Source organism: Clostridioides sp. ES-W-0018-02, assembly GCF_020658175.1.
GTDB lineage: Bacteria > Bacillota > Clostridia > Peptostreptococcales > Peptostreptococcaceae > Clostridioides.
Genome location: NZ_JACVVY010000001.1, coordinates 208,775 through 235,217, shown reverse-complemented (window position 1 = coordinate 235,217; position 26,443 = coordinate 208,775). Strand labels below are relative to the sequence as shown.

Here is a 26,443-nt window from a genome sequence, read left to right as displayed (position 1 = left end):
TATTAATTTTTTTTATAAATACTAAATTTTATTTGTAAATATATAGCAATTTTTATATTATTTCTATATAATATATATGAGTAAATAATTTTGGAGGATTTGTCTAATGAGTGAATTTAAAGATGTTACTGCAGTAAAAAAAGCAAACGTTTATTTTGATGGTAAAGTAAGTAGTAGAGTAATAATATTTCCTAATGGAGAAAGAAAAACTTTAGGATTGATGTTACCTGGAGAGTATACTTTTTCTACTAGAGAAGAAGAAATAATGGAAATGCTTGCTGGAAGCATGGATGTAAAACTACCTGGAAGCAATGAATTTGTGACATATAAAGAAGGTCAAAAATTTAATGTTCCTTCTGATTCAAGTTTTGATTTAAAAGTTAATGAAGTTGTTGATTATTGCTGTTCATACATAGCTGATTAATAAATATATATGATATTCTTATATAAAATTTAATGTAAATAAAAAAAGAACAACTATATTTAATATTAAGTTGCTCTTTTTTTTATATTGCTCAAATTAGTTTAAATCTGGAACTATTGTGTCTAGTATCTCATCTAATACAAATAACATAACTTTTATCATAATCGGCATTAACACTGCTAATACCATAGTTATAAGGATTAGCTCTTTACTTAGAGCTACAAATGAGAATAATCCACCTAAAAATAGAATCCCAATAACAAATGCTATGGTCATGCTTACAATTAAAAATAATCTTTCTTTATTAAATGGCAAGCATTGCTGTCTTAGTATTAAAAGACCACATATACCAGTTAATATAGCACACATTGTGGAAAATACACTTGAACTATAACCTAAATATTCGACTATATTGTAAACAATAATTACATTTAATGTTACACATAATGCTCCTGGTAAAGCATTTTTTAATATATTAAGTAAAAAATTTCCTGAAATTCTACTTCTATTTGCCTCAAGAGCTAAAAAGAATGATGGTATACCTACTGTTACAGCTCCAATCAATGATAATTGAATTGGCACAAATGGATACTGTCTACTAAAGAAAAATAATGTTAATAGTGATAAGAAGAATGAAAAAATTGTTTTTACTAAAAACAAAGAAGATGCTCTTTGAATATTATTGATTACCTTTCTCCCCTCCATAACAACCTTTGGCATGGATGCAAAATTTGAATCTAATAAAACTAAATTAGAAACATTTTTGGTAGCATCACTTCCAGATGCCATTGCAATACTACAGTCAGCTTCTTTAAGTGCTAACACATCATTTACACCATCTCCTGTCATTGCTACTGTACGATTTTGTTGTTTTAATGCTACAATCATTTGTTTCTTTTGTTGTGGGCTTACTCTTCCAAAAACACTATATTTATCAACAGCATCGTATATGTCTTTATCATTTTTAAGTGTTGTTGCATCAATAAATCTATTAGCTGTTTTAAGACCTGCTTTTCTTGCTACTTCACTTACTGTTATTGGATTATCTCCAGATATAATTTTTATATCTACACCTTCATTATAAAAAAATTCTAAAGTTTCCTTAGCCTCATTCCTAATTTTATCTAATATCAATATAAAAGCAAGCGGTTTTATATCTTCAGGTATCTTATTATCTTCCATGTAAGAGTTACTATGAGCTAAAGCTATTACTCTATTTCCTGCTTTAGAATATTTTTCAATTTCTATTTTTAAGTCTTTATATCTATCTTTAAAAATAAACTCAAAGGCTCCTATTAAGTATGTACCTTCATTTTCAAAAACAACACCACTGTATTTTCTTGCTGATGAGAATGGAATCAAATTTTTAACTTTATACGTATCTGAAATATCATATTTATCTTTTATAGCATTTAATGTCGCATTATCATCTTTAAGAGAATTACACAAATTTCCCATAATCTCATTTACATCAACTTTTTCAAGCATTACTACGTCATCAACTTGCATTTTACCTTCTGTAATTGTACCTGTTTTATCAAGACATAATGTGTCAACTCTAGCAAGAGTCTCTACACAATATAATTCTTGAACTAAAGTCTTGTGGCTTGCAAGTTTTATTGTCCCAACAGCTAAGGCAATACTTGTAAGCAGAGTTAATCCTTCTGGTATCATTCCATTTACAGCTGCCACAGTACCTACTACAGATGTTACTATAGAATCTCCATTTCCAAAATGTTGTTTTACAAACAATATAATTCCTAAAGGAATAATTATTACACCAACAACTTTTAATATTGCATTTAATGAATTTCTGAGTTGAGAATTGTGTTTCTTGGAAATTTTAGCGTCACTAGCTATCTTATTTGCATAGTTATCTTTTCCTATATTTTCAACTTTTACAAATGCATCTCCAGAAACTACAAAACTACCAGAATATAAAAAATCACCTTTGCTTTTTACAATAATATCAGATTCTCCTGTGATTAGAGATTCATTTACCTCTAAATTTCCTTCTAAAACTTTTGAATCAGCACAAATTTGATTTCCTGTTTTTAAAATCATAATATCGTCTAGCACTAATTCTTGAACATCAATCTTTATTTTCTCTTTTTCTCTTATAACAGATACTTTGCTTGATACTATAACAGATAGATTGTCCAACAATCTTTTTGCTCTTATTTCTTGAATCACACCAATAATAGTATTAATTACAGCAATAAATATAAATAAGGTATTTTTAAAAGAGCCAACTGAAACTAGCAAACAAACTAAAACAATATTTATAAGATTAAAAAGTGTAAATATATTATCTTTAAAAATTTGCTTGTATGTTTTAGTTTTTCCATTGTCAAATACATTAATTAATTTGTCTTCTATTCTACTTTTAAGTTGTTCACTGTTTAATCCAACATTTATATCACAATTATATCTTTTTAAGTTAACTTTATCCATATTATACTCCTTTCAACTTAACTTTTTCTTTAATAGTAATATCTATAAATATATTGTAAAATTCTAATTTAGTTTAATATATCTTATTGTAGTTTATATAATAAAACATAAATCTAAAGATTTAAATATCATAATTCTTAAGATTTCCTAAATTTTTTATGAATTTCGATATATTCTTATTAAGTTTAAATTAAGTTAAAAGAATAAATAGGTTTATTCCCTATAAAATAAAACTAGTTTGTATATTCAATTTCCAAATCTTCATGTTTTCCTTTACCATATATAATCATTCCTATAACTGAAATTATTATAAGCATACTTCCTACAATACTATAAAAATTGAACTTTTCATTCAGTAAAAATACTCCTGCAAATATAGATACTACCGTAGCGATATTTGATAATATTGATGTAAATGATATTGTTCCAATTAGTTGCATTGCTGCTGTTATTTCAATTGGTGTAAATTCACTTTTAGATAATTTTCTTACATATACACCATATGCACCTGCACAAATTACTGCCGCAAGTATCATTATTCTTCCAAGCATACTACTTGTTTGATTACCTGTATTTTGTAAATTTACTATTATAACTCCAAAAACTGCAATTACGATACACACTACTTGTTTTAAGTTCATTTTTTCATTTAAAAATATAATTCCCATAATCCCTGTAACTACTGGTATCATAGATATCATAACTCCAACTTCTGATGTAGATGTATACTTAACTCCAAATGTCTCAAGCATAAAATATAGAAATGGTTGAAACATACATAAAATCAAGAGGGATTTAAATCCTTACATTTTCTAGTAATATATAAAAAACTTTAACAGTACATACCATGTATGTCAACATATATACAAAAAAGCTATCTAATTTAAAATAGTTTAGATAGCTTTTTAATACAAATACAAAGTTTTTGTATATTTAAATTATTTATTATTTTAATTACTTATCTTTGTGACCATGTTAATATAGGCTTTTTCACTGCTCTTGCATCATCAACTCTTTTAACTAAAGTATTATGTGGAGCAGTTTTTAGTAATTCTGGCTCTTCCTTAGCTTCTTTGGCGACATTCTTCATAGCTTCAATAAAACTATCTAATGTTTCTATACTCTCACTTTCTGTAGGCTCTATCATAAGTGCTTCATTTATAATAAGAGGAAAATACATTGTTGGAGGATGATATCCATAATCCAACAATCTCTTTGCTATATCAATAGTTTTTATATTTGCTTCTCCTCTTGGTAGTCCACCTAATACAAACTCATGTTTACATAAAGTGTCTATTGGTAAAATATAATCATCTTTTATACTTTCTTTTATATAATTAGCATTTAGAACTGCCATTTCACTAGCTTCTTTAAGTCCATCTCTTCCCATTGTCAATATATATGTGTAAGCTCTTACAAGGACTCCAAAGTTTCCATAGAAATTTTTAATTTTTCCAATAGACTTTGGTCTATCATAGTTTAATACATATTTATCTTCTTGTTTTTCGATTATTGGAATTGGTAAAAAAGACACTAACTCTTTTTTTGCTCCAACAGGTCCAGCCCCTGGACCACCGCCACCATGAGGAGTTGAAAATGTCTTATGAAGATTAAGATGGACTACATCAAATCCCATATCTCCTGGTCTTGTTATTCCCATAATAGCATTCATGTTTGCACCATCATAATACAAAAGACCACCTGCTTCATGTACAAGGTCAGCTATTTCTTTTATATTTTTTTCAAATAGCCCAAGAGTACTCGGATTAGTAAGCATAAGGGCTGCTACTTCACCATTTAAAACTTCTTTTAATGCATCTATATCTACAGCACCATTTTTATCAGACATTATTTGAATTACATCAAAATTCGCCATAGCTGCACTTGCTGGATTTGTTCCATGTGCAGAATCTGGAATTATTACTTTAGTTCTTTTATAGTCTCCTCTATTTTCATGATACGCTTTTATAAGCATAAGACCTGTAAATTCACCATGTGAACCTGCTGAAGGTTGAAGTGTCACTTCATCCATACCTGTAATTTCTGCAAGTTTATTTGATAAATCATACATAAGAGCAAGAGACCCTTGTGCTGTATCTGAAGATTGATATGGATGCATTCCAGTAAAGTTTGGAAGTGCTGCCATATCTTCATTAATTTTAGGGTTATATTTCATTGTACAAGAACCTAAAGGATAAAAACCAGTATCAACACCAAAATTCTTATTTGACAATAAAGTATAATGTCTAACTAATTCTAATTCACCAACTTCTGGTAAGTTTAATTCATTTTGTCTAGCCATAGTTGGGTCAATCATATCTTCTATTTTTATATCATCTATATCTAATTCTGGAAGTGAGTATGCTTTTCTACCTTTTTTAGATATATCTATCAACAAACTATTATATTCTTTCATTATAACCCCTCCATTATTCCAACTAACTTATCTATTTCATTTTTACTTCTTTTTTCAGTTACACAAAGTAAAGTTGAATTTTTTAATTCTGGATAATTGTGTTCTAAATTATAACCACCTAATATATTTTCTTCTAAAAGTTTATCGTTTATAGTGTCTATATTATAATTTCCTTGTACTGCAAATTCTTTAAAAAATCTGCCTTTAAATATAGGTCTGTATTTTCCTGTTTGCACAAGTTTATTATAAGCATAGTGTGCTTTTTTCATTGATTGCATACCAACTTCTTTAAATCCTTCTTTACCCATAGTAGCCATGTATATTGATGCTACAAGAGCATTTAGAGCTTGATTTGAACATATATTAGAAGTTGCTTTTTCTCTTCTTACATGTTGTTCTCTAGTTTGTAAAGTTAATACATATGCAATTTTCCCTTCTGTATCTAAACTTTGCCCAACTATTCTTCCAGGCATTTTTCTTGTATATTTAGATTTACTAGCCAAAAATCCTACATAAGGACCTCCAAAATTAAGAGGATTTCCTAGTGATTGAGCTTCTCCAACAACAATATCTGCTCCTATTTCACCTGGTGTTTTTAAAACACCTAATGATATTGGGTCAACACTCATAATTAACATGGCTTTATTTTCATGAGTTATTTTTTCTATTTCTTCCATCTCTTCAATAATCCCAAAGAAGTTAGGAGTTTGTATAAGGACACATGCTGTATCTTTATCTACAGAAGTTCTTAATTTTTCTATATCTGTAGTTCCATATTCATTACAAAAATCAATTTCTACTATTTCACAATCTTTATATTGTAAATAAGTTTTTAGTACTGATAAAGTTTCTGGATGTGTAGTTTTTGATACTACTATTTTACTTTTTCTAGTTTGATTCATTGCCATTATACATGCTTCTATTGCAGCAGTCGCTCCATCATACATTGATGCATTTGCAATTTCCATACCAGTAATTTCTGCAATCATAGATTGGAACTCAAACACTACTTGCAAAGTTCCTTGACTTATTTCTGCTTGATATGGAGTATATGCTGTATAAAATTCGGACCTTGAAGTTATATGCTTTATAATTGATGGTATATAATGGTCGTATGCACCAGCTCCAAGAAAACAAGTTAAATCTTCTAGACTTAAATTTTCCTCTGACAATCTTTTTACTATTTTACTAACTTCCAATTCAGATTTTCCACTATCTAGATTTAAATCTCTTTTTAATTTTAGTTCATCTGGTATATCTGAAAATAATTCATCAACTGAGTTTAATCCAACTACTTTTAACATTTTTTCCTTATCTTCATTTGTGGCAGGTATATATGAAAATTTATTTTCTTTATTTACTACAACATTATCTTTTTTATATTGTTTTTTATAAAAAGGCTTCTTAACTGTTATAGCAGGAACAACTTTTTTTCTAATTGCTATACCTATTTCATTTCCTGCTTTTGCATATTCAGCATCTATAATTCCCATTCCTAAGATTTTTCCTGTTGTTGGAGATGCACACCCAGTAGTTACAAAACCAACTGTTTTATTTCCAACTTTTATATCATATCCATTTCTAGGCATCCCTTTACCTTGCATTTCAAATCCTACTAATTTTCTTTTAATCCCATTTTCTTTTTCTTCTGCTAAGATTGATTTGCCAATAAATGATTCCTTATTTACTTTTACAAAAACAGATAATCCTCCTTCAAGTGGAGATATGTGTTCATTTATCTCATGTCCATATAGAGGTAGAGCTGCTTCAAATCTTAAAGTATCTCTACAACCTAGACCAGCTGGACATATATCTTCTCCTCCAACTTTCAGGACTTCATCCCAAATTGCTTTTATATGTTCATTTTTGCAATATATTTCAAAACCATCTTCTCCAGTATATCCTGTTCTTGAAACTAAACAAGAGTATCCAGATACTTTTATTTTTGGCATTGACTTATAAAATTTTATTGATTCTAAATTTATGTCCGTGATTTTTTGAAGAATTTTTTCTGCTTTAGGTCCTTGAACTGCTAATTGACAAACTTCATTAGATATATTTTTTATATTTACTTTATACCCTTCACTTTGCTTCATTATCCATGCAACATCTTTGTCTATATTTCCTGCATTTATTACTAACAAATAATCTTCTTCCCCAAACTTATATATTAATAAATCATCAACTACTCCACCATTTTCATAGCACATAGGTGTATATATGATGTCATTGACTTTTAATACACTTATATCATTCGTAACTAGATTTTGTATAAATTTTTCTGATTCTACTCCTTTTACTTCTATCTCTCCCATGTGAGATACATCAAATATACCTGCACTTTTTCTAACCATTTCATGCTCTTTGTTTATTCCTTCATATTCTAAAGGCATTTCCCAACCAGCAAATTCAACAAGCTTTGCACCAAGCTCTTTGTGTGTATTATACAAAGGTACTCTTTTTAATTCATTCATATATAACCCTCCCTATAAAACTAAACTTATTCTATTTAAGCAACTTCGCCATTATGTCCTGTATTTTCCCATAAAAAAAAATATATAAGCATAGGAAATAATCCTAGCCTATATATCCCTGTTTGTATACCTGAAAGATTTAATAATTTAATATTATTCTGCTTCTTCGGTGACTTATAGTATTTAACTTAAGTCTCTCCAGAGTCCCATCAATTAGCGATATCTTTGCCTGAAAGCTTCTCTAAGAATTGGCATTTCTTAAATTTCTTCTTCGGCTCCTTTTTGTATAAAGGTCTCTCTCGCTAATCTCACTTGGAAATATTTATTTTCAATTTTATTTTATGAATATTTAAATCAAATGTCAACACATTATATTTATTTTTTTTTATGTATTAATTTTTTTGTTAAGTTTTTATTATCAATTATTTCTCTTTTATATTATTCACTCTTCTGCAAACATATTATATATTAATGCAAAATAACATTTTCACTTAATTTATTATTAAAATAACACACAAAGAACCAAATGTAAATTTGTATCGAGATTTACTATAACATGTTAAAAGTATATTCATACACTTGATGAAATCGTTTACAATTTTAAACTTGTGAAAAATAAGATTTTTAAAATAGAATATTTTTAATAGAATTACAACTATTGAATGGTTATGTGATTTGAATATTTCTTAAAATTTTAATCATTTTATACTTTTAAAATACATTGCTATAAAATTTTATACCTTTATTTACATACATTTTAAATGTTGTATATGTAATTTTATTTTTGTATAACAAAAAGAACTTATTGAGCTTTTTTACAAGTTTTCTAAAAATAACAATATAGCAAATTCCTATCATTAGGTATCCCTATTAATTTAATATAGTTATTTATCAAAAAATAAAAACGGGATAGCCCACTCCGAAAGCCAGCAACCCCAGTTTTTTTTCAGCACAACTAAGTACTGTAAAGTGCGGATGAAGGGAGTCGAACCCCCACGCCAATGGCGCTAGATCCTAAGTCTAGTGCGTCTGCCAATTCCGCCACATCCGCTTATATTACTCTTTTATTTTACTATATTTCGCTATTATTTTCAATAACTTTTTTAAATTATCTAAAAATAAACAAAATAATGATAATAAAAGGTAAAATTCATTTACAGCCTTATTCTGCAAGTTCTATTTCTGCTTCATCAACTCTCTTACCTATAACTTGAAGACCTACAAATACAGCTGCTATAGCAACTGGCAATACTATATATATTGGCAATCCAAATCCAGCTGGTATATATCCAAATACAATAGTAATTACTGCTGTAAATATAGCATATGGCATTTGAGTATTAACATGGTCTATATGATTACATCCAGCTCCCATTGAAGAAAGTATTGTTGTATCTGAAATTGGAGAACAATGGTCTCCAAATATTGCACCTGTTAAAACTGCACTTGTGCTTACTATTACATAAGACATGTCAGGATTTAGTGAATATGCAAGTGGTATCGCAAGTGGCATAAGTATACCCATTGTTCCATAAGCAGTTCCAGTAGCAAAAGATATTATTGCTCCTAATCCAAATATTAAACTTGGTAGTAAGAATGGAGGCAGTGAACCTGATAATAAATGTATCAAGAATTTAGCTGTACCTAACTCTTTTATTACTGAACTTAATGACCAAGCAAGTATTAATATTACACCAGTGATTACTAAACTTTTCATACCATCTATCCAAACATCAATTGCTTCTGATACTGTAAAAATCTTCTTAACTACAGCCATTATAATAGCAACTAAACTTGCAACTAATGCAGATTGGAATAATGCTCTAGATGCATCAGATGCACTAAACGCTTCTTTGATTGCTTCAAAAGAATATGGCGAATTTGTAAATAATTGTATTAAAGTCTTATCTTCTCCTCCCATTATAGATGTATATCCACTATAATAGAATGATGCTAGTGCAACTACTATTAATGTACCTATTGGAATTATAGCATTCCATACACTTAATTTCACTCCATCTTTTGGAGCTAAATCATCCAACTCTTCAACACCTTCATCAAGGTCTGTACCAATTTTTCTACTTCTAGATTTTATTTCAGCTTTTCTCATTGGTCCAAATTCTTTTAATAATAACGCTGAAATTACAATAAATGCTAATATTAATATGTTATAAAATCTAAATGGTATTGTATTTAAAAATATGCCAAATGCATCAACATCTACACTTATACTTTCAAAAGCATCATGTATCAAACCAACTTCAAGACCTATCCATGTAGATATTATAGCAAGCCCAGCAACTGGTGCTGCTGTAGCATCTATTATAAATGCTAATTTTTCTCTTGATATTTTCATTTTATCTGCAACTGGTCTCATCATAGGTCCTACAATTAATGAATTAGCATAATCATCAAAGAAAACTAAAAGACCTAAAAACCAAGTTATAATCTGTGTACCTTTAGCTGATTTTGCTCTCTTTGCAAGTGCTTCAGCTATAGCCTTAGCACCACCCATCTTGGCAACAAGATTTATTACTCCCCCAATTGCTAAGACTTGTAGTATTATCCCTGCATTCCATGGGTCTGACAGAGATACTAAAGCTCTATCTACTAAGTCTAAAAACGCTTGTATAAATGCAGCAAATACATTAACTCCACTGACTTGAATTATAAAACTTCCAGAAAGAATTCCTAGCAATAAAGAAATTATTACATTTTTAGTTATAAATGCAAGTATTATAGCAACTAATGGTGGTATTAAAGTTAAAATTCCAAATTTTTCTGCGTTAGCCAGTGCAATTGTATCTATATCTTCCTCTGCAAATACCATTACAGTTGACATTATAAACATAATTGTCGTCAGAAAAATAATGTTAAATTTTTTATTTCTCATATAAATCTCCCTCTCTTTTTAATTTTGTGAATTATATAGGGTATTATGGGTTATGATAAAATAAAAAAGCCTTGAGTGGTAAACACTCAAGGCTTAAACATTACAATACATTGATAATACTAAAAACAAATATAATATAATTCCTTAAATGATAGCTCACCACAAATAAACCTGTGACAGTTGTACATATATTTTATGTACCCCCAGCAATATAATCTTAAAGCATCGATTATAAAACTTCGGCAATATCCCCTTTCCCAATAATTCTTTGTGCTTAACTCCTTATTGGTACTGATAGATTATTGCGCCTCTACCCTTTTATTCACTTTTATTAAATATATTTTGAGTATATATTATTTATTTAAAATTTGCAAGGAAGTTTTAAAAATTTTACTTTAAAGGATTTTTTATATTATTGTCGAATTATAAAAATAATTGTACTAAAATCAGCTAAAAAAATTTTATCAATTATATGGAGGAATTACTTTAATGTTATTAATTTACAATGAAAAAACAAACCCTTATTTTAATTTAGCAATGGAAGAATATCTACTTAAAAACTTTGACGAAGATTTATTTATTTTATGGAGGAACGAACCTTCTATAATCGTTGGAAAAAATCAAAATACACTTTCTGAAATAAACTTAGAATATATAAAAGAACATTCAATACCAGTTGTTAGAAGACAATCTGGTGGAGGAGCTGTATTTCATGATTTAGGAAATATAAACTTTACATTTATAGCTTGTAATAATAATAGCTTTAGTGATTTCAGAAGATTCACTCAACCAATAATAGACTTGCTTAAAACCTTAGATGTCAATGCTGAGTTTTCTGGAAGAAATGACCTTCTTATAGAAGGTAAAAAATTCTCTGGAAATGCTCAACATAACTATAAAAATAAAGTGATGCATCATGGGACACTTTTATTTTCATCTGAAATAAATGACCTTTCAAATGCACTAAAAGTAAAACCCATAAAGTTTGAAGGTAAAGGCATAAAATCTGTAAAGTCTCGTGTAACCAATATAAGCGAACATTTACAGTCTGATATGGATATACTTGAGTTTAAAGATGCTATAATGAATTATCTTTCTTCAACAAATACTGGTAATACAAATTACTCTCTAAGTAAATATGACATAGAAGAAATAGAAAAACTTACTAAATCAAAATATGAAACTTGGGATTGGAATTTTGGTAATTCACCAAAATACTCTCTTTCAAATGAATTAAAATATGCTGGTGGAAATGTAGAATTTAATTTAAATGTTGATAAAGGTATAATAACTAGTATAAAGTTTTTTGGAGATTTCTTTGGGAAGTGTGATGTATCTTTTGTAGAAGATAAACTTATTGGTACAAAGCATGAGGAGAATTCATTGAGAGCTATTTTAGATGCTATTGAAATAAATGACTATTTCTTGGGTGCTGATACTAATATTTTAGTTTCTGGAATTTTGGGTGTTAAATAGAAATAACAAAAACTTTAAAATATTTATAAAATTATGTTTACAGACACAAAAAATCATGCTAATATGTATAACATAATTAAAAATTAATACTTCTTATCCAGAGTGGTGAAGGGACTGGCCCTGTGAAACCCAGCAACCAGTATATTTTTTAATATACATTGGTGCTAAATCCTGCAGTATTGTACTGAAAGATGAGTTTAAATTAGCTTTTAAAGCCTGAGTTTACACTCAGGCTTATTTTATTTTCACAATGTGATAAAAAGAGGGTATTTTATTTTTAACTAATCAATTATATTCAGGAGGGAATTTTTATGAAATTCAAAAAATTATTAAGTTTGTTATTATGTCTAGTATTTACTTTATCTGTAGTTGGATGTTCAAAATCTAAAGACGATAAAAAAATTGTTGTTGGTGCTACTTTAGTTCCAGGTGGAGAGTTGTTAGAGGAACTAAAACCACTGATTGAAGAAAAAGGTTATACTTTAGAAGTTAAGAACTTTGACGATTACATACTTCCAAATGAAGCTTTAAATAATGGCGAAATTGATGCAAATCTATTTCAACATGAACCTTATCTAAAAGAAGCTGTTAAAGCTAAAGGTTATAAAATAATGGCAGGAACTAAACTATATGTATGCCCAGCGATACTTTACTCTTACAAAATAAAATCTGTTGATGAATTTAAAAAGGGAGATACAATTGCAATAAGCAACAATCCATCTTCTTGTTCTAAAGACCTTAGATATCTTGAAAGTATAGGACTTTTAACTTTACCTAAAGAAAATAATTTAGTTAGTCCTAAAGATATAATTGAAAATCCAAAGGGCATACAATTCAAAGAATTAGATATTGCTCAAATACCATCTTCTCTTCCAGATGTAACTGCTGCATTTATAGACACTACTTACGCAGTACCTGCTGATCTTGATGCTAAGAAAAATGGAATCTACACAGCACCAGTAAATGATGAATATGCTAATCTTTTAGCATTTAGAAGTGAAGATAAAGATAGTGAAAAAATTAAAGTTCTACAAGAAGTTCTTACATCAGATAAAGCAAGAAACTTAATTAAAGAAAAATACAAAGGAATTGTAATTCCTGTTTTTTAGTAGAATTAGTATAATTTTAATATTATTATTGTAATCTTGTTGAATATTGACTTGTTAAGTGCTACCATTTAAGTAAATCTATGTTTGTGGAGGAAGATTACTATGGCTATAGAATTGAAAAAAGGACAAAAAATAAATCTTACAAAAAAAGAAAATATCGATTTAGGTGAGATTTTAGTTAATTTAAATTGGAATCAAAAAGTACAAAAAAAGGGCTTTTTTGGAGCTCTAAGAAATAGTAATATAGATTTAGATTTAGGTTGCTTGTTTGAAATGAAAAATGGTGTAAAAGGTGCTGTTCAAGCGTTAGGCAATTCTTTTGGCAATTTAGAACATCCTCCTTTTGCTCAACTAGATGGAGATGACCGAACAGGAAGCAATACACAAGGCGAAAATATAAGAATCAATGGTAACAAGATAAAAGAAATAAAAAGAATATTGATTTATGCTTTTATTTATGAAGGTGTGGCTAATTGGTCAGAAGCTGACGGAGTTGTAACTATTAAACAAAAACAAGATTCTGATTTAGTGGTTAAGCTTGATGAGCATAAAAATGGCTATAATATGTGTTCAATAGCATTAATAGAAAATGTAAACGATGAAACATTTAGTGTTGAAAAGGTAGTTAAATACTTTAAAGGACATAGAGAAATGGATAATGAATTTAACTGGGGCTTAAAATGGGTTGCAGGGAAAAAATAACAATGTTTAAGAGACTATAAGTAAATCTACTTATAGTCTTTATTTATGTATTCGCCATCAACACTATCAATAAGTTCATCTTCTCTAAAACATAACTCTATATTATTTACACCTCACATAAAACCTTATAAGAATTTATAGTTTTCATGTAATTATTTAAATAAAGTTGTATATTATGTATTGATGTTATTCTCAATATTTGTATCACTGTACATTTTAGATAGTTAACAAAATTAATAAAGCACTTATATTATAAGCACTTTATTAGATTAGTATATATTAAAATATACTTTAACTATTATAAACTATAAACAGTTTCTTCATCTAATATTTTTTCAAAGTCTAATATTGGCATTGGTTTATAAAAGACAAACCCTTGAACCAAATCACACCCAATCTCTTTAAGAAACTCAACCTGTTCTTTATATTCAATACCTTCAGCAACAGTTATAATATTTAACTCTTTTATCATATGTATAATATTTTTTATTACTATCTTCTCTTTTTCTTTATTTAAACTTTCTTTAAAAAACATTGAGTCAAGCTTTAAAACATCAAATGGTAAATCCTTCAAAACACTTAGAGACGAGTATCCTTTTCCAAAATCATCCAAAGAACAAGTAAAGCCACTTTCATGTAGGTCATGTACAATTTCTAAAAGATGCTCTTGATTTTCAAAAGCAACACTTTCTGTAAATTCAATTTCTATAGTATTTTTAGGTATATTATATTTATTTTGTATACGCGAATAAGTTTCTACAAACTTAGCATTATAAAATTGAATCTTAGAAACATTAACTGAGATGGGAACAACTTGTTCATTTTCATCTAATCTCTTTCTAATCCATCTGCATACCTCTTCAAATACATATTGGTCTACTAAGCTAATAAAAAATTCCTTTTCTAATATTGGAATAAATATCGCTGGAGATATCACACATTTATCTGGTGTCATCCAACGTACCAAAGCTTCTGCACAATCTATTTTTTGATTATGTAAATTAACTTTAGGTTGAAAATAAACAACAAATTCTCTTCTATTGAGTGCTTCATGTATTCTACTCTTAATGGTATTTTCTTCAATCATTTTTTTGCGAATATTTTCATTATAAAAAGCATACTTAGTACCAGGTTTATTCTTGACAGTCTTTTGTGCAAAATTTGCACGATTTATCAAATCATCTATATTTAATTTTTCATTCACATCTTCAATACAACAAATTCCACTGACAATAGTAATACTATATTTATTTTTAATTTCATCTGTAATGTTAATCAACTTATCATCTACAATTTGTTGTCTTCTTAGTAAAGCTTCCTTATCTACATAACATCTTAATGCAACAAATCTATCTGCAATCTCTCTTGCAAATATTTCATATTTTCCAATATCATCCATCATGAAATTAGAATAGCGTTTTAATATCATGTCCCCATAATCGTATCCAAATATATCATTGATATACTTAAAATTTTCAAAATCGATATAAAATATAGCAAATTTCTTGTCTTTATGTTTATAAATATACTGTTCTGCATCCAACTTAAACTTGTCTATGGTATTTGCTCCTGTAAGTTCATCTTTATATGCAATATTTTTTAAATCTACATTTAGTTTTTCAAGTCTAATTAATCTTCTATTGTACTGCATAATCAATATAGTCCATGCTACTATACCTACAACTGATATTATAATTATTAAAGTCATTAAATAATCGCTTTTTTCTTTCGAATAATGTTCTATCTCAAATACTGTGTCATTTGCAATCTTAAAAAATTCTTCACTTGTTTGTAGTAACTGACTACTATCTTCTTCCATCCTTACTTTTTTAATTTCAATATTTAAATCTTCCCATTTTCTTTCTAATAAAGATAAATACTCGTTATATTTTTTACAATCAGTGACTACTAGACCATATTTTCCATGTCCTGTATTTAATTCATGTAAAATTTCATCGATATATTCTACTAGTTCATCATTTGGTTGAAAATTCATTTCTAATTTAGTTAGACGTTGACTCGCTCCACGAACAATACCAACATAATTAATCAACTTTCCATAATCTCCAATGTTGTGAATTAATTGAACAGAAATGTAACTTATAGAAATTAATAAAACAAATAAAACTAAGATAGTTATCTTTAAAAATCTCTTCATAAAATACCTCTATCCCCTATGTTTTCACGTTTATCAGATATTCTACAATTATGCTAACTAGGTTTTATATGTTATAAATAATTAATATGATTTCTTCAATAAATTTTCTAAACATTTTTAATAACCAACTTAGTAAAATATTGTATAATCATTTTCTCAAATAACGTGTATTAAACCTTAATAAAACTCTCTTATTACTTAAAATATAGAAGATTTTATTCTACATAGTTTATTTTTGACATTGCATATTTTTGTAAATCATCATTTTTTCAAATTTTCCAATAGGTCTAGGTTTAGTTTCTGTTAACAAACTTTAGAACCTATATAAATACTATAATCATAATAGCTATTGCAAGTTTAATGTTTGTTTATTTTTATTCAAAATCTGCAATCTAAAATCTATCGTGACCTTTTTCCTTTTTTTCATTGTTATTAATCTAGGTTGTTCATTCTCCTTTGTAGGTGGTATTGAAAATATCAATGTGTTTTTTATAATCATACTTAATAAAATAATCACTCATAAGTCCATACACTTGTAAATGTTTTTCAAGTTTTGTTGTGCAAAGTATTTTTTATGTAAACTAGTTGAGAAATAAGGGTCTGTTTAATCAATTTCTACATTCTTTCTTTAGTGCATATGCTGGAGGTTTTATACGGATAAAATCAATAATTAGTAACAAAAATAGAAAAACGTTTTTTTAGAAGATTTTATTCTAATATTTAAACCACTCCTGAGAGATTATATAATAAATATATATCCATTGAATTATTAATATAATAACATAACCTTGTTCATGTATGTATTAGATTAATTGTATCAAAATAACTAATAAACCGCAAGTTCTAGCTAGTTTTCTTAAACCTTAAACATAGAATGATAAAATAAGATTCATCAAATAAGTTGTATAATAATAGGAAGTGTAAATACTTTGAAACACGAATATGGCTTGTATTATTTAATTTATGAATACTATGTATAGAGTATATTATTTGGACATTATAAAAAAGGGCAAACTCTACCATCTATTGAAACAATTTGCAAGCAATTTAGAGTTGCACCACAAACAGCTCGTACTGCTCTATCACGAATGCAAGGTGCTGGATATATTTCAATTAGAGTTAAACTAACTTCTATTATCATCTTTAAACAAGATGAAGAAATTCAAAAAAGTATTCAATTAATTACTTTTCAGCAATAAAGGAAACTGTTATAGATTTATACAAGTCTACAAAACTCGTCCACAGAAGTATTTAAATCAAAAAAAATCAGCCACTTTAAGGTGGCTGATTACATAATCATTATATAAAACACATTTGCCATAAAAAATAGACTTACTTATTAACTGCTTTTGAAGCATCATCTATCATCTTATTTAAAGATGTAAGACCACCATCATTTACATACCATGTTGGTGCATCTAAGCATATTATATTATCATTTTTATAAGCATCCATAGACTTTATTACGTCATTGTTTAAAACAGATTTAGCTGTTAAACCAGCTTTCACATCACTACCAGTAGCTATACCTCTATCTATAACAAACATAATATCTGGATTTTGTTTAGCTACATATTCAAAAGTAATATTTTGACCATGACTTGATTCCTTTATATTTTTATCTTTATTCTTAAATCCAAAACTATTATATAATATGCTAAATCTAGACTCTTCACCAAATACACTTAAATTCCCCTCATTTACCATAAGAGTTAAAGCATTTAAGTCTTTTTCTGTTACTTTTTTATTTAAAACTTCTATTTTCTTTTCAATTTTAGCAAATTCTTGATTAGCCTTCTCTTCTACTCCAAATATTTTAGCTATTTTATTTATATTATTTTTGACAGATTCTAAATACTTCTTATCATCTTTACTTGTACTTATTGTTGGTGCAATCTTAGATAATTGCTCATAAAAATCTTCTTGTCTTCCATTTATTATGATTAAATCTGGATTTGTTGATTTTATACTTTCTAAATCTGGTTCTTTTAATCCACCTAAATCTGCATATTTTTCATCTTTATACTTTTCTAAAGATACTGGTAAGCTTGATTTTGGAAGTCCTACTAAACTCTCACTTACACCTAGTGCATCCATTGTATCTAGTGCTGAATAATCAAATACTACTACTTTTTTAGGCTTCAACTTTACATCTGTTTCTCCTAAGCTATGAGTTATTTTTATAGTAGCATTTGAAGCATCTAATGTTTTCTTATCACTTTTTTTACTCCCACCTAATGCAAATACTGCTACTAATCCTACTATAGCCACGGTTGCTATTATTGCTGCTTTTTTATTCATCTTAATGTCTCCCTCATTTTTTATTAATACTTGTCTTAATTTAAATTTTGATTAGAAAATTCATAGATTTTTATCTATAGTGTTTTAAAAATAAACACATATTCTATTTCCATTTATATGCTTAATGTCAAAGTTCATTTCGTAAATATCTCCTAAAACTTTTTCATTAACTATTTCATCTGTACGACCTACCTTTTCAATTTTTCCATTTTTAAGTGCAACTATATTATCTGAATAGCATGAAGCAAAATTTATATCATGCATGACCAACACTATAGTCTTACCTAACTCATCACAAAGACTTCTAAGTACCTTCATCATTTGTACTGAATGATTCATATCCAAATTGTTAAGTGGTTCATCAAGTAATATGTACTCCGTATTTTGGGCTATTACCATTGCTATATAAGCTCTTTGTCTTTGACCTCCACTTAATTCATCCAAATATTTGTCTTGTATATCAGTTAATTTCATATACTCTATTGCTTCATTAATATATTTTTCATCCTCTTGAGTTAAATTTCCTTCACTGTATGGAAATCTTCCAAAGCCAACTAATTCTCTTATTGTGAGTTTTAAAGTTATATTATTAGATTGTTTAAGTATAGCTATTTTTTTTGCAAGTTCTTTATTGTTGTAAGAACTCAAGCTTTTTCCTTCTATCAATACTTCTCCACTATCACCTCCTATAAGTCTTGTTACTATTGATAACACAGTGCTTTTACCAGCCCCATTTGGACCTATAAAAGATGTTATTTTTCCTTTTTCTATATTAAAAGAAACATTATCTACAACATTTTTATTTTTATATTTTTTAAATATATTTTTTATTTCTATCATCTATTTGCCCCCTTTAATAATAATTGGATAAAGTAAATTCCTCCTATAAAATTTATTACTACACTTAATGTTGTATCAAATTTGAATATATGTTGTATAAAAAATTGACCTATTATTAACGTAATCATTCCTAGCAATATAGAACCTAAAATTAAATAGGTATGTTTATATGTTTTAAAAACTTCTCTAGCTATGTTGGCTAGTAAAAGACCTAAAAATGTCATAGGTCCAATAAGTGCCGTTGATACTGAAACTAAAATTGCTATTAGGATTATCATTTTTTTTACTACTTTATCAAAATCTACACCTAAATTAATTGCTTGCTCTCTACCTAATGATAGTACATCTAAATATTTTATATCATCATATATAAAAGGTATTGTTGCAATAACTATTATAAATGCAATTAACAATACATTTGTATTTATATTATTTAGACTAGCCATTATGCTAGTTTGTAGTGCTAGAAATTCATTAGGGTCTATCATTACTTGAATAAATGTTGTTGCACTTTTAAATAGAGTTCCAAATATCATTCCTACTAGGATTAAAAAGAAAATATTATTTTCTTTTCTTTCAAACAATGCTCTATACAATAACATTGAAGCTACAATCATTATAGTAACATTAATGATAAAATTATAATTTTCATTTGTAATGAGATTACTGGTTGCTCCAAATATAAATACTATTATAGTTTGAATCATTACATATAAGGAATCTAACCCTAGCACACTTGGTGTTAATATCTGATTGTTAGTAATTGTTTGAAATACTACTGTAGTAAATGCTATACATCCTCCTCCAAGTATCATTGCAAGTATTTTTGGTATTCTTTGTGATAATGCATAATCTAGATTATTCATATCTATTCCATAGGTTAAAAAAAGTACCATTGATATCAAGAGTAATGCAGTCACTAAGTAAATTTTTTTATTAAGACTAAGCTTCATTTATATTCCTCCTTAGTATTAAGTAAAGGAATAGTATACTTCCTATAACACCAACTGTAAGCCCTATAGATATTTCATATGGATAAATGATAAGCCTTCCAAAAATATCACATATAAGTACAAATAGTGCCCCAAATAATCCCGTATGCCATATACTATCTCTTATATTGTCACCCATATACAGAGATACAATATTAGGAACTATTAGACCTATAAAAGGTATATTACCAGCAGTAACAACTACACATACTGTAACAAGAGCTACTATTATTAAACCTATATTAACGACTTTTTTATAACTTAGACCTAGGTTAGTTGCAAAATCCATCCCCATCCCAACAACAGTAAATCTATTTGCATAAATATATGCTACTATTATGAGAGGTATTGTTATGTATAATATTTCATAATTTCCTTTAAGTATCATAGAAAAGTCACCTTGCATCCAAGAACTTACATTTTGACTCAAATCATATTTATATGAAATAAAATCAGTCATAGAACCTATTATATTTCCAAACATTATACCTACTAATGGCACGAATATTATACTTTTAAACTGTAACTTCCTTATTATTTTCATGAACATAAATGTTCCTATAAGAGAAAATATAAATGCTATTATGGTCTTCGTGAAAATCGATGCACTTGGTATTAAAAGCATACAAATTACTATACCAAATTGAGCCGCATCTATTGTTGCTCCTGTAGTAGGCGATACAAATTTATTTTTACTTATCTGTTGCATTATAAGGCCTGCTATACTCATTCCTATACCTGCAATTAATATACTTATTAATCTTGGTATTCTACTCATGACAAATATCATAAGTTTATGCTGATTTTTTGCAAATATATGCATTATGTTTATATCTTCTGCTCCTATAAATAAGGAAAAATAAGATAAAATTATTATTCCTATAATTAAATATCTCTTTTTCATTCTCCCTCCTTAATTTTTTTACTTAAAATGATAATTATTATCATTTCTTTTTACATTTTATCAATAATAATTATCATTGTCAATATGTATATATATTTGTTTTTTTATATAAAAAATGTTACTAGAATTAAAAATTCTAGTAACATTTAAATTTAATCTAACCCATATCTCATATATAAATCTATATATATGAATGCTTCTTATTAAATATAGTATTTTCTACACCTAATTTAATTACTATCTTACTTTAGTATCTCTTTAAACACTCTATAAAAGTTTCCACTAGATATTAGATTTATATCACTTTTTTTATATCCTCTTTTTTCAAGCTCTACTATTATATTCTTAGCTTCATATGTACTTTTAAGCCCATCTACACTTGGATTTTTGGAATTTTCTTCAGTAAAAGAACCTATAGTCTCTTCTCCTAGATAATCGCTAAAATCAAAACCAAAAGATACATGCTCTATACCTATAAGATTCACCATATAATCTATATGGTCAACTAAATGTATTAAATCTTGCTTCTTAGGATTAATATTGGTAAATGCTCTAAAGCTATTTATTCCCACTAATCCACCTGTTTTTGAAATTTCTTTTAATTGATTATCTGTAAGATTTCTTTTTACATCACATAGATTCTTAACATTAGAATGAGATGCTATAACTGGTTTACTTACAACTGACATCAAATCCCAAAATGATTTTTCATTTAGATGTGATACATCTATTAGCATACCTAATTGTTCTAACTTATCTACTGCTTTTTTTCCTATTGCAGTTAAGCCTCTGTTTTCATCTCCTAAACACCCTGTAGCAAGTTCATTCTGCTCATTCCAAGTTAATGATGCATGTCTAGCTCCAACTTCTTTATAATAATATTCGATTAAGTCTAAATTTTTTCCAACATGGCTTAAACCTTCAAGACCAATTAAAATATTTATTTTATTCTCATTTAGACCTTTATTTATATCAGAATATTTTTTTACTATGTTTACAATATCCTTCATATCTTCAATTTCTTCTTTTACACATTCTATTATCTGCTTAACTCTCTTTTCAGGCTTTTTATCATATGGTGGGTCTATCCATATTACAAAAATAGCCCCTTCAATATTTGCTTTTTTAAAATTTTCAAGATGGATTCTTCTAAATACATCTTTCTCTCCATTAATTCTTCTTATCGTTACATCTGACCAAGTATCTGAATGTCCATCAAAAATCATGACAACCTCCAATTAAATAAAATCTTTTTCAAACGTTTGTTTTTCACTCTTTACAAAACTTATATTAAAATATTTCCTACCAAAAGACCAAAATAATTACCAACTATATAACCAAATGTTCCAACTATAAGTATTGGCCCTACTAACTTAGACCACCCTTTTGATATTGCCATAGCTGCTGCTGTTGTAGGTCCACCAATATTTGCATTAGATGCAAGAATAGCTTCTTCCAAGCTAAACTTAAATATTTTGGCAACTGTAAATGTAACTAGCATGTTTATAAGTACCATTATTCCACAATATAAAAGTAATAATGGTGATTTTTGAATTATTAATGGGATTGAAGCAGGAACACCTACTACAACAAAGAAAATGTAGATTAAAAATGTGCCCAGCTCTTGCGCTCCTTTTATATCACTAAAGAAATTAGGCATAAAGGTAGCAAACATCATAGTTAAAGTAGTTATTATTAGATATTGATTGCCAAATAAAGTATTTAACATTGCTAAAAATGGATTTGATGTTGGTATTATAGCTTTAAACCAACCTGACAATTCTACTGATACTGCAACTATTATAAAAGCACTACCAATGGCTATTGCTATATCTTTTAAAGATATTTCTTTTCTTCCCCAATAATTTGCTGCTATTGTTTCGCCTTCATTTACACCTATGCTTTCCATCTCATCTACATGTGGATGTTTAAAATGTTTTCTAAAAAATCCAATAGATGGGATAGCTATTAAAACAAAGAAATATAATGCCATCAAAAGATTATCTGCTACAACAGTTGCTGATACCAATTCTCCAGGTGCATCAAATGCTCCTGACATAGCTGCAAAGTTTACATTTCCACCTATATAAGAACCTGTCATCATGGCTGCAACAATATTTAAATCTGGTACTGCATTTTTTAATGCCAAGAATCCAATCATAGCTCCAAGTACAGTTCCTATAGAACCTACAAGAAATATTACAAGTAATCTTCCACTCTCTTTCCATATCTTTTTGATATTACATTGATATAACAACAAAGCTATGGCTAAAGGGACAACATAACCCCAGACTTGGTCATATACAACAGACTCTACTGGTATAATATTTAGATTTGATAATAACATTGCTCCTACAAGAGCTATTATTGCTCCTGATATTTTTGATGCCCAACTATACTTTTGCTCTAAATAAATACTAAATGCTGCCCATCCAGTTACAATTGCCCACAATACCCAAATATTATCAGGACTTACAAAACTCCTCATCTCAACCGCCTCCATTTCATTAAATTAAAATATCAATATTAATATTCAATATATTGAATATTAATACTATTATAATTCATCTTTTCAGAAAATTCAATATAACGATGTAAATACATTCATTATATAACTTTTATTTTATTTTATTAATTTTGAAAACTATATATGTTATAATCATGTTTGAGGGGGGTTTTATCTAATGGACATAGATGTTGGAAGCAAAATTAGAGCTCTTAGAAAATCTAAAAATATAAGTATAGCTACCTTAGCAAAAGAGTCTGGTTTAAGTACAGGCTTAATAAGTCAAATTGAACGTAATATGGTTGTTCCATCAATTATAGCAATGTGGAAAATATCAAAAACGCTTGATGTAAACATAGGTTATTTTTTTGATGATATTGGGAAGGATAATTCTAATATAGTAGTAAAGAAAAACAATCGAAAGAAAATAGTAACTAACGATTCTACAAAATTTTACGAGCTTCTTGTTCCTAATTTAATTGGAAAAAAAATAGAATTTATACTTGTTACATTAAATGGACATACAAAAAAAAGTAATGAATTTGTTACACATGAAGGAGAGGAATGCGGATACATAATAAAAGGAAAAATGAAAATAACACTTGGTAATAAAGAGTATATATTAGAGGAGGGTGACAGTTTTTATTTTAACAGCACTATACCACATATATATGAAAACTGTGATGATGATGAATGTATTTCCGTCTGGGCAATGACTCCACCTTCATTTTAATATATGCAGCTCTTGTTTAAATATAAATTAATAAAAATCTGAAATAAATTAGTATGATAAATTTTATCCTAATTTATTTCAGACTTTTCTAGTTTATTGGTTATATATTGAGTAGACAACTTTCATCTAAAATTTCAGATAATATTTCCTCAGTTCCACTCATTCCATCAAATTTACTTGATATAAATGTGTTTTTTATTTCATTTTTATTTATATCACCATGCTTCAATACATAAGCTTTATTTGAAATATCGAGCATCCCATAATCCATAATAGAATCCCCAATTGCATAAAAACTTTCTATTCCTAATTCTTTGGTTAAATATTCTATGGCATTTTCTTTTGAGATTTCTTTTGGTATAAAATAAATTTTTCTACCACTCACATACAATCTCCAATTTTTTGATTCTAATATATTTATATACTCCCTAATTGAATCTAAATTAAATTTTTTAAAATCTACAACTATATAAAAAAATGTATCCTCTGCAACTTTAAAATTAGTTATTCCTTCTACATTCAAATAAATTTTAAATTTATCTACCATGCTTTCAATAGGCTCATAGTCAGATTTTAATTTGTCTATCTTCTCACTCCATGATTTCAATATTTCATTATCTTTAAGTATAACTCCTCCATTTGAAGTTATACTCCATGGAAAGTAAATACCATATTTATTAAATTCTATACGCTTAAACTGCTCTATTGTTCTAGTAGTAGTTGGTACAAACATACCATAGTACTGTATTTGTTTTATTAAATTTATAGTATTTAAAGATATATAAGAGATTTCTTTCTCTTTATAGATTTCTATATTGGTATATCTCTTATTAGTATTTAAAAATTTATCAGAGTAAATAATACTCCTGTCTAAGTCTGAAAAAACAATCATTCAGCATTCTCCTGTCAAATATATTTTCTAAACATCTTTCATATTCTTTATTATGCCACAACACTTGTAAGCTTTTAAATCTATTTTCTCAACTTCAACATTTTTTTCTTTTGCCAAAATAAATATATGCTCTAAAGATTTATCATTTAAGTCTTTAACAAGTATCTTATATGGAACTCTCCTAAGTAAAACTCTTGTTGTTTCTCCTACCCCTGGCTTGATAAAGTTGATATCTTTTATATCGTACTTTTCCTTTATATTTAAAACATCAAAATAACCATCTTTAGTTATAATATCACTTTTCCATTTTTCAACTTCATCAGATATATTTTCAAATTGGTTTTTGAAACATGCTTCTATAGTTTCTATATAATTTATAGACTCATCTTTATCCTTTAAATGGCTATAAAACTTAGCACCATGAAAATCATCCTTACCAATCAAATCTTCTCTTAGCACAGTTCTACTCACTAATCCAGAAACAGTTGAGTTTAAACATGCACTTGGTATTAAAAAGTCTTCTCTAATTCCATAAAGTCCAGAATATCCAGCAGGGTCAGCTAATACGGCAAGTGTTGAATCAAAATTCTTTTTAAATTTAATTTTAAGCTCATCACATGCTTTTTCTAGCTCCCTTGATATTGTTCCCTTGCCAGTCCATCCATCTAAAAATTGTATGTTTGAATCTGGATGACTATTTATTATATATTCAACTGCATTCATATCTATTCCTTTATCTCTTATTATAGATATTGTATAGTGAGGTAAATTTAAACTATACTTATTTCTTAGATATCTCTTTGCCAAAATACCAATTGGAGTTCCTGCTCTAGCAAGTGAAACTAGTACAACATCATTTCCATTTTTTTTAATTATCTTTTCACACATAACACCTATAGAAAATGCAAGTTTATTCTTATTTTCTTCTAGTTTATCATGATATAATTTCAGATAATCTTCGCTAACCTCATACTCTATTGGTATCATTTCCGAATAATGTCTGCCATTTTGTATTTTTAACTCTCTCTCTTTGTTTCCTTCTTCTTCAATTAAATTTGATATATCTTTTAATAAAAAGATAACATCATCTTTAGAATATGTGCTAAATTCTCTCATATGACTCAACTCCTATCTTAAAACTGTGATATATTTTATCGCAATAAAACATT

General features: G+C 27.8%; 20 protein-coding genes, 1 tRNA gene and 3 riboswitches. Of the genes, 6 read left to right on the top strand and 15 right to left on the bottom strand.

The genetic code is table 11. From position 1 onward, the window contains the following. Positions 1–106: 106 nt before the first annotated feature. Complete coding sequence (locus tag IC219_RS01100) at positions 107–424, top strand: pyrimidine/purine nucleoside phosphorylase (RefSeq protein ID WP_227433130.1); 318 nt, start codon at positions 107–109, stop codon at positions 422–424. Between the two features lie 96 nt (positions 425–520). Here the strand turns inward: IC219_RS01100 and IC219_RS01095 are convergent, their stop codons facing one another. From IC219_RS01095 to IC219_RS01065, 6 genes are all read right to left on the bottom strand, one after another. Continuing rightward, the gene (locus IC219_RS01095; RefSeq protein WP_227831085.1) at positions 521–2,878 is read right to left on the bottom strand and encodes an HAD-IC family P-type ATPase; all 2,358 of its coding nucleotides are present in this window, start codon (positions 2,876–2,878) and stop codon (positions 521–523) included. 233 nt (positions 2,879–3,111) lie between these two features. After that, on the bottom strand, positions 3,112–3,666 hold the full coding sequence (locus tag IC219_RS01090) for a DMT family transporter (protein WP_227831086.1): 555 nt from the start codon (positions 3,664–3,666) through the stop codon (positions 3,112–3,114). Between the two features lie 170 nt (positions 3,667–3,836). Further along, on the bottom strand, positions 3,837–5,294 hold the full coding sequence (gene gcvPB, locus IC219_RS01085; protein ID WP_227831087.1) for an aminomethyl-transferring glycine dehydrogenase subunit GcvPB: 1,458 nt from the start codon (positions 5,292–5,294) through the stop codon (positions 3,837–3,839). After that, entirely contained in the window at positions 5,294–7,768 is a 2,475-nt protein-coding gene (gcvPA, locus tag IC219_RS21605; RefSeq protein ID WP_255612882.1) for an aminomethyl-transferring glycine dehydrogenase subunit GcvPA, read from the bottom strand. Before gcvPA ends, gcvPB begins: the two co-directional genes overlap by 1 nt. 207 nt (positions 7,769–7,975) lie before the next feature. Further along, positions 7,976–8,080: riboswitch (glycine riboswitch) on the bottom strand. A gap of 658 nt (positions 8,081–8,738) precedes the next feature. Continuing rightward, positions 8,739–8,819: transfer RNA gene (locus IC219_RS01070), tRNA-Leu, on the bottom strand. A 111-nt stretch (positions 8,820–8,930) separates the two neighbouring features. After that, positions 8,931–10,661 carry a Na+/H+ antiporter NhaC family protein gene (locus IC219_RS01065; RefSeq protein WP_227482416.1) on the bottom strand — a complete coding sequence of 577 codons (1,731 nt, stop codon included), beginning with the start codon at positions 10,659–10,661 and terminating at the stop codon, positions 8,931–8,933. Positions 10,662–10,805: 144 nt separating this feature from the next. Next, positions 10,806–10,982: riboswitch (Lysine riboswitch) on the bottom strand. 168 nt (positions 10,983–11,150) lie between these two features. Between IC219_RS01065 and IC219_RS01060 the strand changes: the two genes are divergently transcribed. The 3 genes from IC219_RS01060 to IC219_RS01050 all read left to right on the top strand — a co-directional run bounded on the left by IC219_RS01060 (position 11,151) and on the right by IC219_RS01050 (position 13,948). Next, the gene (locus tag IC219_RS01060) at positions 11,151–12,137 is read left to right on the top strand and encodes a lipoate--protein ligase (protein ID WP_227433120.1); all 987 of its coding nucleotides are present in this window, start codon (positions 11,151–11,153) and stop codon (positions 12,135–12,137) included. Between the two features lie 90 nt (positions 12,138–12,227). Further along, positions 12,228–12,335, top strand: a riboswitch (SAM riboswitch). Between the two features lie 113 nt (positions 12,336–12,448). Continuing rightward, positions 12,449–13,246: a MetQ/NlpA family ABC transporter substrate-binding protein gene (locus IC219_RS01055; RefSeq protein WP_227831088.1), complete on the top strand. Its 798-nt coding sequence runs from the start codon at positions 12,449–12,451 to the stop codon at positions 13,244–13,246. Between the two features lie 102 nt (positions 13,247–13,348). Next, entirely contained in the window at positions 13,349–13,948 is a 600-nt protein-coding gene (locus IC219_RS01050; protein ID WP_227831089.1) for a TerD family protein, read from the top strand. 298 nt (positions 13,949–14,246) lie between these two features. Here the strand turns inward: IC219_RS01050 and IC219_RS01045 are convergent, their stop codons facing one another. Next, positions 14,247–16,106, bottom strand: coding sequence for a GGDEF domain-containing phosphodiesterase (locus IC219_RS01045; RefSeq protein WP_227433115.1), 1,860 nt, complete (start codon positions 16,104–16,106; stop codon positions 14,247–14,249). Positions 16,107–17,089: 983 nt separating this feature from the next. Between IC219_RS01045 and IC219_RS21930 the strand changes: the two genes are divergently transcribed. Continuing rightward, positions 17,090–17,305 carry a GntR family transcriptional regulator gene (locus tag IC219_RS21930; protein WP_227482447.1) on the top strand — a complete coding sequence of 72 codons (216 nt, stop codon included), beginning with the start codon at positions 17,090–17,092 and terminating at the stop codon, positions 17,303–17,305. A gap of 133 nt (positions 17,306–17,438) precedes the next feature. Here IC219_RS21930 and IC219_RS01035 read toward each other — a convergent pair whose 3' ends face one another. The 6 genes from IC219_RS01035 to IC219_RS01010 all read right to left on the bottom strand — a co-directional run bounded on the left by IC219_RS01035 (position 17,439) and on the right by IC219_RS01010 (position 23,631). Continuing rightward, a complete protein-coding gene (locus IC219_RS01035; protein ID WP_227831090.1) occupies positions 17,439–18,407 on the bottom strand; it encodes an ABC transporter substrate-binding protein in 969 nt (322 codons plus the stop codon). Positions 18,408–18,491: 84 nt separating this feature from the next. Then, on the bottom strand, positions 18,492–19,247 hold the full coding sequence (locus IC219_RS01030) for an ABC transporter ATP-binding protein (RefSeq protein WP_227433112.1): 756 nt from the start codon (positions 19,245–19,247) through the stop codon (positions 18,492–18,494). Further along, positions 19,244–20,200, bottom strand: coding sequence for an iron chelate uptake ABC transporter family permease subunit (locus IC219_RS01025; protein ID WP_227831091.1), 957 nt, complete (start codon positions 20,198–20,200; stop codon positions 19,244–19,246). Before IC219_RS01025 ends, IC219_RS01030 begins: the two co-directional genes overlap by 4 nt. Further along, positions 20,190–21,143, bottom strand: coding sequence for an ABC transporter permease (locus IC219_RS01020; protein WP_227433109.1), 954 nt, complete (start codon positions 21,141–21,143; stop codon positions 20,190–20,192). The genes IC219_RS01025 and IC219_RS01020 overlap by 11 nt, the downstream gene beginning before the upstream one ends. A 242-nt stretch (positions 21,144–21,385) precedes the next feature. Next, positions 21,386–22,369 (bottom strand): dipeptidase, encoded by a 984-nt coding sequence (locus IC219_RS01015; protein ID WP_227433108.1) that lies wholly within the window; start codon positions 22,367–22,369, stop codon positions 21,386–21,388. A 59-nt stretch (positions 22,370–22,428) separates the two neighbouring features. Continuing rightward, complete coding sequence (locus IC219_RS01010) at positions 22,429–23,631, bottom strand: DUF819 domain-containing protein (protein WP_227433106.1); 1,203 nt, start codon at positions 23,629–23,631, stop codon at positions 22,429–22,431. A 196-nt stretch (positions 23,632–23,827) separates the two neighbouring features. On the opposite strand from IC219_RS01010, the gene IC219_RS01005 reads away from it, so the two are divergent. Continuing rightward, positions 23,828–24,382 carry a cupin domain-containing protein gene (locus tag IC219_RS01005; RefSeq protein WP_227433104.1) on the top strand — a complete coding sequence of 185 codons (555 nt, stop codon included), beginning with the start codon at positions 23,828–23,830 and terminating at the stop codon, positions 24,380–24,382. Between the two features lie 100 nt (positions 24,383–24,482). Here IC219_RS01005 and IC219_RS01000 read toward each other — a convergent pair whose 3' ends face one another. Both IC219_RS01000 and IC219_RS00995 read right to left on the bottom strand, forming a co-directional pair. Next, positions 24,483–25,274: an HAD family hydrolase gene (locus tag IC219_RS01000; protein WP_227433102.1), complete on the bottom strand. Its 792-nt coding sequence runs from the start codon at positions 25,272–25,274 to the stop codon at positions 24,483–24,485. A 27-nt stretch (positions 25,275–25,301) separates the two neighbouring features. Then, positions 25,302–26,390 (bottom strand): cysteine protease StiP family protein, encoded by a 1,089-nt coding sequence (locus IC219_RS00995; RefSeq protein WP_227823792.1) that lies wholly within the window; start codon positions 26,388–26,390, stop codon positions 25,302–25,304. Positions 26,391–26,443 lie beyond the last annotated feature (53 nt).